Origin of the sequence: Mycobacterium cajalii, from assembly GCF_045809005.2 — a bacterium.
Lineage (GTDB): Bacteria > Actinomycetota > Actinomycetes > Mycobacteriales > Mycobacteriaceae > Mycobacterium.
This window is the reverse complement of the sequence record NZ_CM141436.1, coordinates 4,901,700-4,913,882: the sequence shown is the minus strand read 5'-3', so window position 1 is coordinate 4,913,882 and position 12,183 is coordinate 4,901,700. Positions and strand designations below refer to the sequence as shown.

General features: G+C 67.1%; 11 protein-coding genes. 2 read left to right on the top strand and 9 right to left on the bottom strand.

Translation table 11 applies throughout. From position 1 onward, the window contains the following. Positions 1 to 64: 64 nt before the first annotated feature. The gene (locus ACJ512_RS23255) at positions 65 to 1,549 is read left to right on the top strand and encodes an aldehyde dehydrogenase family protein (protein WP_407686238.1); all 1,485 of its coding nucleotides are present in this window, start codon (positions 65 to 67) and stop codon (positions 1,547 to 1,549) included. 88 nt (positions 1,550 to 1,637) lie between these two features. Here the strand turns inward: ACJ512_RS23255 and ACJ512_RS23250 are convergent, their stop codons facing one another. Beyond that, positions 1,638 to 1,778, bottom strand: coding sequence for a PE domain-containing protein (locus ACJ512_RS23250; RefSeq protein WP_407686239.1), 141 nt, complete (start codon positions 1,776 to 1,778; stop codon positions 1,638 to 1,640). A 292-nt stretch (positions 1,779 to 2,070) separates the two neighbouring features. Between ACJ512_RS23250 and ACJ512_RS23245 the strand changes: the two genes are divergently transcribed. Then, positions 2,071 to 2,703, top strand: coding sequence for a hypothetical protein (locus ACJ512_RS23245; protein ID WP_407686240.1), 633 nt, complete (start codon positions 2,071 to 2,073; stop codon positions 2,701 to 2,703). Between the two features lie 87 nt (positions 2,704 to 2,790). On the opposite strand, the gene ACJ512_RS23240 is transcribed toward ACJ512_RS23245, so the two are convergent. From ACJ512_RS23240 to ACJ512_RS23205, 8 genes are all read right to left on the bottom strand, one after another. Next, positions 2,791 to 3,243 carry a universal stress protein gene (locus ACJ512_RS23240; protein ID WP_407686241.1) on the bottom strand — a complete coding sequence of 151 codons (453 nt, stop codon included), beginning with the start codon at positions 3,241 to 3,243 and terminating at the stop codon, positions 2,791 to 2,793. A gap of 170 nt (positions 3,244 to 3,413) precedes the next feature. Beyond that, entirely contained in the window at positions 3,414 to 3,896 is a 483-nt protein-coding gene (locus ACJ512_RS23235; RefSeq protein ID WP_407686242.1) for a hypothetical protein, read from the bottom strand. Positions 3,897 to 4,137: 241 nt separating this feature from the next. Continuing rightward, on the bottom strand, positions 4,138 to 5,688 hold the full coding sequence (locus ACJ512_RS23230) for an MCE family protein (RefSeq protein ID WP_407686243.1): 1,551 nt from the start codon (positions 5,686 to 5,688) through the stop codon (positions 4,138 to 4,140). Then, the gene (locus ACJ512_RS23225) at positions 5,682 to 6,794 is read right to left on the bottom strand and encodes a virulence factor Mce family protein (RefSeq protein WP_407686244.1); all 1,113 of its coding nucleotides are present in this window, start codon (positions 6,792 to 6,794) and stop codon (positions 5,682 to 5,684) included. The genes ACJ512_RS23230 and ACJ512_RS23225 overlap by 7 nt, the downstream gene beginning before the upstream one ends. A gap of 59 nt (positions 6,795 to 6,853) precedes the next feature. After that, entirely contained in the window at positions 6,854 to 8,386 is a 1,533-nt protein-coding gene (locus ACJ512_RS23220) for a virulence factor Mce family protein (protein WP_407686245.1), read from the bottom strand. Then, on the bottom strand, positions 8,383 to 9,837 hold the full coding sequence (locus ACJ512_RS23215) for a virulence factor Mce family protein (RefSeq protein ID WP_407686246.1): 1,455 nt from the start codon (positions 9,835 to 9,837) through the stop codon (positions 8,383 to 8,385). The genes ACJ512_RS23220 and ACJ512_RS23215 overlap by 4 nt, the downstream gene beginning before the upstream one ends. Further along, positions 9,834 to 10,874, bottom strand: a complete 1,041-nt coding sequence (locus tag ACJ512_RS23210; protein WP_407686247.1) for a virulence factor Mce family protein — start codon at positions 10,872 to 10,874, stop codon at positions 9,834 to 9,836. Before ACJ512_RS23210 ends, ACJ512_RS23215 begins: the two co-directional genes overlap by 4 nt. Then, positions 10,871 to 12,178 (bottom strand): MCE family protein, encoded by a 1,308-nt coding sequence (locus tag ACJ512_RS23205; RefSeq protein ID WP_407686248.1) that lies wholly within the window; start codon positions 12,176 to 12,178, stop codon positions 10,871 to 10,873. Before ACJ512_RS23205 ends, ACJ512_RS23210 begins: the two co-directional genes overlap by 4 nt. Between the last annotated feature and the right edge of the window lie 5 nt (positions 12,179 to 12,183).

Here is a 12,183-nt window from a genome sequence, read left to right as displayed (position 1 = left end):
CAATCGGATAGTTTCCGGTAAGGCTCTCCGTAGCCCCTCAACGACTCAGAAGAGAGTGACAGATATGACCGAGGCTGTAAAGGTCCGTTTCGAGCCCAAGATGATGATCGACGGCAAGCTCGTCGAGGGCCGGGCCGGCACCTTCACCAACATCAACCCGGCTACCGAAGAGGCGCTCGGCGAGGTCGCCGACGCCTCGGAGGAGGACATGCACCGGGCCATCGACGCCGCCCGGCGCGCCTTCGACGAGACGGACTGGTCGACCAACCACAAGCTGCGCCAGCGGTGCCTGCTGCAGTTGCACGAAGCGATCGAGTCCGAGAAGGAAGAGCTGCGCGAGGAGCTGATCCTCGAGGTCGGTGCGCCCCGGGCGATCACCTACGGCCCGCAGCTGGACGCCCCGCTGGAGGATGGCCTGAAGTTCCCGGCCAGGTTGATCGACGAGTATCCGTGGGAGGTCGACCTGGGCGACAAGGTGATCAGCCTGACCGGCACGCTCACCACCCGCAAGGTCTGGCGGGAGCCGGTCGGCGTCGTCGGTGCGATCGTGCCGTGGAACTTCCCCTTCGAGGTCACGCTGAACAAGCTCGGCCAGGCACTCGGCACCGGTAACACCGTCATCCTCAAGCCGGCACCCAACACCCCGTTCAACGCCACCCGGCTCGGCCGGCTCATCGCCGAGAAGACCGATATCCCACCTGGTGTCGTCAACGTCGTCACCGCGTCGGATCACTTCGTGGGCGAGGAGCTCACGCTCTCGCCGAAGGTCGACCTGATCTCGTTCACCGGTTCGACCACCGTCGGCCAGCGGATCATGGAGAAGGGCGCCGCGACGATGAAGCGGCTGTTCCTCGAGCTCGGCGGCAAGTCTGCCACCATCGTCTTGGAGGATGCCGATTTCGGGATGGCCTGCGCGATCGGCATCGCGCCGTGCATGCACGCCGGGCAGGGCTGTGCCAACCCGACGCGGATGCTGCTGCCGCGCTCCCGCTACGACGAGGGGGTGGCGATCCTGCAGAGCATCTACGAGAACGTCACGTGCGCCGACCCGCAGGACCCCGGCACGCTGTGCGGCCCGGTGATCTCGCAGATACAGCGCGACCGCGTGATGGGCTATATCCGCAAGGGCGTGGAAGAGGGTGCCACGGCGCTGGTCGGGGGACCGGACGCGCCCACCGGCTTCGACAAGGGATTCTATGTCAGGCCAACGCTTTTCGTCGATGTTGACAACTCCATGACGATCGCGCAGGAGGAGATCTTCGGCCCGGTGCTGTGCGTCATCCCGTTCGACGACGAGGAGGACGCGATCCGGATCGCCAACGACAGCAGGTACGGGCTGGCCGGCAACGTGATGTCCGGTTCGCTGGAGCGCTCGCTGGCCGTGGCCCGCCGGATCCGGGCCGGCTTCATGGGCGTCAACGGCGGCGCTCCGTACGGTGCCGACACACCGTTCGGCGGGTACAAGTACAGCGGGGTGGGCCGCCAGAACGGCGTGGCCGGCTTCGACCAGTACACCGAGATCAAATCCGTGGCCTACCCTGCCGGCTAGGGATCCGCAAGCGCCGAGATTGCCGTTCGGGCCGTGGTTTCGACCACGACCACGACCACGCCGGAGCCGGTACCAACCAGGCGTGGAACTATGCCGCTCGGGCGCTGGAAACTTGAAGCTCGTGCCCGACGGCTCCGGACAAGTTCGCGACGCTCGTGGGCATTTCGTCGGCGGCCGCCACCAAAATCTTCGTTGTCGGGACCGCCACCGCCGCCAACGCTTCTGGCACGGAAAGCGCTCCGACGTGGCCGAATCCTTTGACTGACAATCAACCGTGAAATCGCGGCTGTATCACGCTGCCAAAGCCGGCGCCCTGCGGTCCTTCTCGCATGTCTCTCCAGCAGATCCCCGCTGAAGTGGCCCGCTGGGGCGCGAGGACGAACGTCCTGAAGCGGCGCGACTTTGGTCCCTGTTGCGACTCTTTGGTAAATGGTCGGATATTCATGACGTCGCCTCTCTTCGCCGGCGTGTGCGACGCAGAACCGGTGAGCATCGCGACCGGAATGACGGAGGAGTCAGTGATGCGCGTAAACGGGATTTCGCCGGTCACGCGGGCCGGACGCGGAATGTTCGTCCGGGGGCGGCTGGCCCGCGCGGCCGTGCGGGGCGCCGCCGGCGCGCTGACCGCCGTGGTCGGGCTGGGCTTGCTCACCTACGCCGGTGCGCAGCCGGCGGCCGCCACTCGCTTCGACCCCGACGAGCAACGAATCGTCGAGGAGCTGCCCTTCGGATTTTCGGAAGCTTCGTGCGAAACAGCCGCCAACCCGCCCGCCGGCGCGCTGGCCAGTTTGGACTGCGGCCAGGACGCCGGACTCGACAGCCCGTTGGGCGGGCACTTCACGTCGTTCGCCGATCCGGGATCGTTGGACCGTGCCTTCCACGACGACCTGGCCAACCGCGGGGCGGACTACCTGCCGTCGCCGTGCCCCGGGCTGGACGCGTCCCCGACGGTGTGGCACTACACCGCCACGCCGGGGGAGACCGCGGGTCAGATCTTTTGCGGCACCCTCGACAACGCCCCGGATATCGAATGGACACGCGATCGGCAACTGCTGCTCCTCAATGTCCACGACGGCCCGGGCCTGAACAAGCTGTTCCAGTGGTGGGAAAGGTACGGAAACGAGCCCAGGGAGCTGTTTCCGTTCACCCGTTGAGTACGCATGCCTGAAGTGGCGCGGTCTGCTGCGGCGCGATCCCGAAACGCCCGCTGAACCAACGGGTTCCAGGGCCGGCGCGTCGGGTCAGCCGGTGGTGTGGACGATCAGCACGTCGATCTTCGCCTTGGTGGCGATTCCTCCGGGGACGGAGAAGACCCGGCCGATGAGCGCGGATCGCGCGTCCAGCCCCACATTGCCGACCACGAGCAGATCGGCGTCGACTTCCTCGGCCAGGTCCACCAGCGCATGAACCGGGGCATCCTGGATCGGCCTTTCCTCGATGTCCGTGGCCCCCGCCGCCTCGGCGCGCTCCCGGGCGTCGTGCAGCATCGCGTAGATGGGCGCGTTGCCCTGCACCTTGTAGGCCTCGTCCCGCAGTATGTCGGCCGCGCGCAGATCGTCCTTGAGGGGAACGTAGCCGGTGGCGATGATCAGCTTCGCGTCCGATTCGGCGGCGATCTCGCCGGCTTTGTCGACCGCTCGTAGCGACGACTCCGAGCCGTCGGTGCCGACGACCACGGTCCGATAGGTCTTCACTTGCTCTCCCTGCCTCGTCGCGGCAATCCTTCTGCAGTCGGCCCCATCCGTCCCGTCGATGCCAGGTTATCGGCGGATGTGCCGCAGCAATGAGTTTTGCCCGACACCGCGGCGATCGCCGGTCGCGCGCGCACGGCCTCGTACGATCCATCCGGTTGCGGGACCTCTTCTCATGGCGCGGAACTCAGCGCAGCGATCCGGCTCGGGGAATCGTCGCTCGGGGCGGCCGCCACGATGTGGGCAACCAACTTGCCGCCACGGGTGACCTCGATCGCCTGTCCCGCCGCAACCCTGTCGAAATAGCGACCCGCTCGCCTGCGCAGCTCCTCGAGTTCGACTCGCGGACCCGCGTCCACCGCGACGGGGGCAGTCCTCGAGTCGCCGGCCGGCACGATCCGCGCCAGTAAGCTGCCGTCCCGGACGACGAAGAGCGTTTCCCCGGCCGCGACCCGATCGAAGCATCGGCCGGCACGCTTGCGCAGCTCGTCGAGGCCGACCCATCCGCCGGCGTCCGGTGCCGCGACGCGGACGGATCGCGCCGGGATCGGAGCGACCCTCCGGTCGCCGACCGGCACGATTCGCGCCACCAACTTGCCGCGCCGGACGACATCGATCGTCGCGCCGGCGGCGACCCGCGCGAGATAGGTGGACATGTCGTACCGAAGTTGGCCTAGGCCAATGACTTCCCGCATTCCGCTCCGATCTCCGTGCTCCCGGACCGGCCCCGGGAAGTATCGGCCACGCGTTGCGACCGCGCCGACCCGGCCAGTATATGACTGTACGTGCGGTCAGTGTCAACGCTTCGCCGCCGAGGCCCCGTCGGCCAAGGCAGCCGGAAAAGGCGCCGTGATTCAACGGCATCGGACGTGGCGGGGATGGTAGAGCCGATCGCGTTCAGCCCGGCGGCGCCAGCATGTCCTTCCATCCGTCGTCTCCTGTTTTGCTCGAGTTCTCGACCGCATACCTGACACCGTCGGGCCCGACGAACTCCCCGCTCTGCGGGCTGTAAACCGCGGTCGGGGGACCGCTGGGCGTGTAGACGCAGGGATTCGGCTGCTGCCCGTTGCATTCGACGGTCCCCGACCCCGGCCGCTGCAGCGCATCGCTGACGGGAGGCGGCGTCCCCGCCACCCTGTCGGAAGGCGCCGGGTTGAGACCGTTGTCGACCGACGGTGCGGGTATCACCTGCCCCGGCTTCACCGGCTGGTCACAGCGCGCCGCCGGCGCTGGGCAGGTGAGGATCTGGTTGGGATCGCCGTACCAGGGGTTGGTCCCCAGGGGAACGTAGGGTTTGTCGTCGCGGCACTCGCGCGGTGTCGCAGCGCGCTTCCCCGGGACATCGACGCACGGCAGGTTGCGCGCCCCGCGCACGGCGTTGGCCGGAGCGTCCTGCGGGATCTTGCAATAGGTTCCGGACGGCATCGGCGCCAGGCTGGTGTCCGCCGGAGACCGCCACTGCGATGCCGGGAGAAAGCCCGTCAGGCACGGGGGAGGCTGGTTGATGGTCGCCGAGGTGCCGAGGGACGCATAGCCGGGGAAAGGCGCCGTCACCGTCAGGCCTTCCGCGGCGCCCTGCGGATAGGAGACCAGCAGTTGCTCGACGCCCTTGTGGTAGCGCTTGAGCATTTCCAGCACGATCTCGATGTTGGCCAGCGTCTGCGGCAACGACTCGCGGACGTCGCCGAACACCGCGTTGACCTGATCGGCGGTCGGCGCCGCTTGGGTCAGGATGCTTCGCACGTGCTGGTCTTCTCCCGCGGTCTGCGCGGACAGGATGTTCAGGTTGTGCGCCCAGCGCTCGATCGCGCCGCCCGACTCGACCTGACTGTCGATGACCGGCCCGGAGTGCTGGATGATGTCGTCGACATCGGCGATGTTGGTCTTGAAGTCACCGGCGATCGCCTGCGTCGCGTCGACCAGTCGTTGCAGCGCCGGGCCGAGGCCGCCGACGGCCTGGGCGGTCTCGTCGAGCAGCGCGGGAATTTTGTCCCTGGGCAGTGCGGCCAGGCCACGGTTGGCGGCGTCGAGCGCCGGCCCGATCTCGGTGGGCACGGTGCCCTTGGTGATGGTCTGTCCCGGCGAGAAGTACCGGGCCGGATTGCCCACCGACACCAGGTCCAGATACTGCTCACCGACCGCCGACACCGAATGCACGTTGGCCGACGCGTCGATCGGAATCTTGTAGCGGTCGGCGATGCTCATGCTCACCCGCGCGCCGGTCTCGGTGGGTTGGACGGCGGTGACCTTGCCGATGGTTTGACCGCGGTACGTCACGTTGGCCGTCTTGTACAGGCCACCCGAGGCCGGCAGATCCGCCTTCAACGTGTACTGGCCGATTCCCATCGCGGCGGGGATCCGCAGGTAATACCAGCCCAGTGCGATCGCCGTGAGCACGCTCAGAACGCTGAACACGATCAGCTGGGTCTTGATGAAGCGGGTCAGCATTGCCGGTCGGCCCTTTCGACCAGCGGCCCGCCGGGGGCGTCGTTCGGGTTGGGCGTGTACCGGACGTCGGGAATCATCGTCTCGGGGTCGCGGCCCCACGATTGCTCGAGCGCGCGCAGCGCTCCGGAGAACCCGGTCCCGGTGAGGACCGCGTTGTCGACGGCGCTGAGCGTCAGGTCGAGCGTCAGCGACAGGTTGAAATAGTCGCCGCGGAACGACTTCGGCACGGCGTCGACATCGAACGGCCGGACCAGGATCACCTTGAGGGCGCGGATGAGATACGGTGCGGCACGGCCGAGTTCCCGCAAGGGGCACTGCAGCGACAGTAGATCCTGGTGCAGGTTGCCCCGCGACGCGGACAGGTATCCGTCGGCGAGCCGGCTGAGCCGTCCCGTCGCGTCGACCGCGTTGATCAGAAGGTCCTGTTTGTCGGCGAAATGTTTGATCAGGGGCGGGAACTCGGTGAGTACCCGATCCAGGACGTCCGAGCGCGGACCCACGTACGCCAACAGCCGGTCGGTGGACTCGATGGCGCGAGTGATGTCGTCGCGTTGCTCGTCGAGGCGGGCGGTGAAGGTGTCCAGCTTGCCGAGGAAGGCGCGGATCTGGTCGGCGCGCCCGTGCACGACGTTGTAGAGCTCGTTTTGCAGCACCTCGAGGTTCGGGATGCCGCCTCCGTGCAAGATCAGGGCGAGACTGGCCAGCGTCTGTTCGGTCGTCGGGTAAGCGGACGAGTTCTTCAGCGGGATGGTGTCGCCGTCCTTCAGCCGCTCGGGGGACGGGTCGGGCGGCGCGGCCAGCTCCAAGTGCTGGGAACCCAAAAGGCTTGTCTGCCCGATCTTGGCGGTGGCGTTCCTGGGTAGCTTGACGTTGTTGTCCAGACGGAGCGTCAGCGTGGCGACCCAGTTCTTCAGTGCGATCGCGCGCACCGTGCCGACGAAGACGTCGGCCACCCGCACCCGGCTGTTGTTGTTGAGGGCCAGCGTGTCGGGCATCTGCACGTAGACGGTGTAGGAGCCGGGCCTGCTGCCCGGACCGCCGGGCATCGGCACGTTGGCGATTCCGTGCCAACTCGCGCACGACGACAGCGCCGCGGTTGCGCTCATCAGGGCCAGCCCCCGGAACGCCTGGCGCCGAGTCCGAGCTCCCCACGTGCGCAACGCTTTCACGATCCTGCGCCCTTCGTTGCGGCCGCCTCCGCGGGCGGTGGCCCGGGGGGCGGCGGGACCGGCCCCTGCGGTGCCTGCACCCCGATGGGCGGCAACACCGGGTACTCGTCGTAGGCGTTCGGCGGGCCGGGCGGGGTCTGCAGCCCCGGCGGTGGCGGTGCGACGTCCGGTCCGCCCATCAGTTCGGCCAGCGACCCGGCGGTCAACAGACCCGCCGTGATCGGCCCGACCTTGGTGCCCTGCATGCCCGGCGCGACGACCCAGCCGGGCTGGGTGTTGCGATGCGACAACGGGGTGTCGGGAACCCAGATCCCGGGCACGGTGGTGTCCTTGTAGCCGTTGGGCGGTTGCAGCCGGGACTCGGAGTAGGCGACTTCCTTGGGCAGCGTCTCGGCGGTGCTGAACGGGTTCAGCCCGAACGGCGGGTAGTTGAACTTGATCGCGTCGAGAACCGGCGCCAGGTACTGTGCGCACAATTCGGCGGACTCCTGATACCCCAGCCGGCTGCCGGCCTGAATCATGCTGCAGATGAACTGCATCGGGTTCGCGAAATTCGGGATCGCCGGGATGGACATGACCGCGCCGTGGGACGGATGGTAGATCTGGCTGAGATTGGTCTCCAGCGTCGGCAGGACGTGCAGGGCGGTCTCCAGACCGTTCAGCGGATCGGGCTGAACCAGTGTGGTGGTCAGGTCGGCGAGGTTGCCGACATCGCGTGCGATCACCTCGCGGTTTTTGGCCAGGAACGGCCGCAAGGTGGGGAGTAGGCTGTCGAACTGCCTTATCGCACTGGCGAGTTCGGAGTCGGACCTGGTCAACCTGTCGGTGAACCCGGCCAGGTTGTTGTTCAGCGCGACGAGCTGCTGGTCGTCTTTGTGCAAGGCGTTGACGAACAGCGCCAGGCTGTGCACCACCGCGAAGAAGTCGCCGCGGCCCTCGTTCAGTGCGGTCAACGCCCGCGACAGGCTGTTCAGCGTGGTGTTGATCTGGGTGCCTTTGCCGGCCAGCCCGTCGGCGAACGATTCGATGACCTCACCGAAGGGGCCCGCAGGTTGCTCGGGTGTGGGACCGAGTTGGGAGATGATGTGGGCGACGCTGTCGCGCAGCTGATCCCACTCCGTCGGCACCTGCGTCCGCTCGATCGGGATCACCGCGTCGTCGGCCAGCACCGCACCACCTTGGTAGGGCGGCTCGAGCTGAATGCTCCGTGACGCCACCAGAGTGGGATTGACGATCACCGCGGAGGCGTTGGCGGGCACCTTGTACTTGTTGGCGTAGTGGAACGTCACCTTCATCTTGTCGCCGGCCGGCTCGATCGTGTCCACCGACCCGACGCGAACGCCCATGATCTCGACTTTGTCCCCGGGGTAGAGCGCGTTCGCCTCCGGAAAGTACGCGACCACGGTGTTGGTGGTCGCTTTCTGGTAAAGCTGCCAGCCGAGGAAGCCGGCCACGAGGGCCAGCACGACCACGGCCGACCCGATGATCGTGCGGCGCCGCAATTTGTGAATGCTCAACACGGACTTCAACTCCGGCCACCTCCCGTCCCATCCGGTGCGATGGCCGGGGCCGGCGCCAACGGCTCGGTGCGCGCACCGGGCGGTGCCTGAGTCGGAAGCGGCACCGGTGTGCCCGGGACGTCCGGCGGCGGCTCGCCCGGCCGCCCGGCGATTCCGATCCCCGGTGTCGGCGGCAAGCCCGCCGGGTTCGGTGGCGACGGCTGCACGTCGAGCGGTGCCGGGAAACTGCCGCCGAACGGGCCGGCGTCCACCCCCGCGCACGGAAGCGGGTTCCACGGCCGTGGCAGCGCGTCGGGCGCCGGCGTGTACGAACACGCCGATCCCGGTGGCACGGCGGGGCCGGGATGCTCCGGGGTTCCTTCGGACACCGGCGGTGCGGGCGGCGGCGCGCCGTTGGGGAACCGGGTGCCGTTGGGGTCGGGCCAGCGGAAGGCCGGCAGGCCGGCGCTGCGCCAGAAGTCCTCCGGGTCGATGCCACGCTTCTTGAAGGCGGCGTCGACGAACGGCTGCAACATCCAGTACGGCAGCAGATTGGACAGGACGATCTTGAAGTACGGCCCCGACGCGACGGACTCTCCCAGCGAGGCCGCGAATTGACTTACGTACGTGAGGGTTTGAGCGAGGTCGTCTTTGCGTGCCACCAGCACATCACTGAGGGTGCGCAACTGCTCCAGCACCGGATTCAGGCTCGGGTTGTCGTCGATGAACCCCTGAACCTGGGCCGAGAACGCGGAGATGTTGCCCAGCAGGGCGTCGATGGCCCGTCCGCGCTCGTTGAACGCGACCAGCAGCGTCTTCGCGTTGACCAGCAACCTGTTGATCTGTCCGCTGCGGTCACCCAGCACGCCGGCCACCTTGTTGGCCTGGGCGAGCAGGTGTTTGATCTGTTCGTCGCGTTGACCGATGGTGTCGGAGAATCTGGCCAAACCGTCGAGTGCGGCACTCAGATGCGGGTAGGTCTGATCGACCGTCTGCGACAGGGTGTTCAGCGAAAGCTTGACGGTGTCGATGTCCCAGCCGGCGGCGGCCTTGGTGGCGTCGGAGAACGCGTCGTAGAGCTGATAGGGCGTCGTGCTCTGGGCCAGCGGCAACACGCCGCCGGGCCGCAACATCCGGGTGCCCCGCGGCTCGATCTCGAGCACCTTCTTCCCCAGGATGGTGTCGGTCTTGATCGCCAGGCGGCTCTCGGTGCCGATCGTGTTGCCACCGATGGAGAACTTGATCTTGACGTGATTGCCGTCGATCGCAAGTCCCTTCACCGTGCCGACGTTCACCCCGGAGATGCGCACCTTGTCATTCGTGTTCAGCTGTCCGGTGTTGGCGAACTGCCCGTAGTAACTCGGAGTGGCGAACACCATCGGGACACTGGTGAAGCTTTGTCCGACGGCGACGACGAGCACCAGCACGGTGACACCCATGAGCCCGGCGCGGCCGCGGTTGAATTCCGTCAGCGTTCTCATTGCGGGGTGCACCTACCCGTGGGCTGCTGCCAGATCCTGACCGTGCGGACCGGGCCGCCGGGCTGCAGTCCGTTCCACTTGATCGTGAGGTCGCACAGGTAGAAGTTGACCCAGTCTCCGTAGAGGCCGATGCTGCGCCCGATCAGGTTGAGCGCCGTCGGCGTCTTGTGGATCAGATCGTTCAGTCGATCCTTCTGGTCGATCAGCGGCTGCTGGAGCGCCTGCAGGTAGTTGATCTCCTTGTGCAGCAGGGCGCGGTTGTCCGCCAGCAGGTCGGACACCGTCCCGGCGGCATTGCTCAGTTGCGCGGTGCCCTCGGCCAGCGGGTCGGCGTGGTTGCTCAGCCCGGTGATCAACCTCTCGAAGTTGTCGACGGTCTGGTCGAACTCCTTGCGATGCCGAACCGTGGTGTCCAGCACGATGTTCAGGTTCTTGACCACCTCGCCGATCGCCTGGTCGCGCTCGGCGATGTGCGCGGTCACCTGCGCGGTCTGGTCGAGGATGTCGTTGATGGTGCCGCCCTGGCCCTGGAAGACGGTGATGATGGCCGACGCGATGGTGTTGACCTTTTCCGGATCGAGCGCCCGGAAAAGCGGCTTGAAACCACCGATCAGGCCGTCGAGATCCACGGCCGGTGACGTGCGCGAGAGCGGGATGAAACCGCCCGGTGGCAGGATCCGGTCGACTCCCTCACCGGCACCGCGTTTGAGCTCCACGTAGCGGTTGCCGATCAGGTCGAGGTAGCGGATCTGCGCGGTGGTCGACTGGTAGAGCGGTATCGAGCGGTCGACGTCGAAATCCACCCGTACCCGTGTGCCGCCTTCGATCAGCCGGATGTTCTTGACCTTGCCGACCTCCACCCCGGAGGCGCGGACGAACTGCCCGTCGCGCAACCCGGTGGCGTTGCTGAACTCGGCGGAATAGCTGTTGGTGCGGTTGAAGCGCATCTGACCGAAGACCAGGACGATCGCCACGGTGATCAGCAGCAGCACCAACGCGATGCTGCCGAGCTTGATTGCGCTGCCGGTGATTTTCATGGGTTGATCGTGTTGTCCCCCACCTGACGGCCCCACACGTACTCGATTGCGTACGGAGAGCCGGTGTCCACGTGGTTGTACGGGGCGATGCTGGCGCCGGTGTCCACCACCAGGGACGGGGCGGGCCACAGATCACGGGTGACGGGCTGCCAGCACCCCGGCGCGCCGCCCGGCCCGCCATGGGCGTTCACGCGCGGTAGATTGTCCGGATACACATAGGGATTCGGCGCTCCGCCGACCAGTCCGGCCAATCCCAAGAGCCCCATCGTGGCCACGCTGCCGGCCAATCCAGGGAGGGTCAGTATGCCGCCCAGGCCCGACGTCAGCTCGGTCATGGTTCTCAGTGCGTAGCCGTTGCCGCCGCCCACCGTCGTATAGGCCGCGGGTTCGGCGTCGTAGTAGTCGCGGACGGTGCAGAAGATTTCGGGACTGTAGGTGTCGAGCAGCTGTGCGGTGGGCACCAGATCGCCGATGCCCCGCTGCAGGTAGGGCCCGCCGCGGGCGAAGATGTCTGCGCCGGTGTCGCCCAACCCGGCCGCGGCCAGCAGGGCGGCGTCCAGGTCGGCTTCCTGCCGGTGCAGCGTGCGCGCCGTGACCACCGCGTTGTCGAGGGCGTCGAACAGATCCGGCGCCGCGGCGGCGTAGGTGTCGCCCAGGGCGGCCAGCCGCGCGATGTCGTGGCGGATCTGGGGCATCTGCGGATTGAGGTCGTCGAGGATGGCGTTGCCGTTGACGATCGACTGCCCGAACTTGTCGCCCAGCCCGCTCAACGCCTCCGCGGCCGCGGCCAGCGTCAGGTTCAGTTTGACCGGATCGATTTTCTCGGCGATCGAGGTGAGCGTCTCGAACAACGTGTTGAACTCCGTCGTCACCGACCTGGCATCGATGACCTGATGCGGGGTGATACGTTGCGGCGTAGGGTGTTTCGGCGACTTCAGCGACACGTACTTGTTGCCGAACACCGTGGTCCCGGTGATGTTGGCGTCGACATTGGCAGGAATCAGCGGGATGTACTCGGGCTTCACGTTCAAGATGAGCTTGGCCGCCGGCCTGCCGTCACGCTCGATCTCGGAAATGCTGGCCACCCGGCCGATCTCCACACCGTTGTAGGTGACCTTCGACCCGGGGTCCAGCACCAAACCCGCGCGGGCGGACAGCATCGTCAGAGGGGTCTTCGGCGTGAGCCGGCCCCGAAACTGCAACCACACGAACGCCAACACCACCGCGGCGACCAACAAGAAGACCACGGCCGCCGTCTTGTACGGAGGGATGCGTTGCGGGTTCTCCTGCACCGGTCTGGTCATGGCCG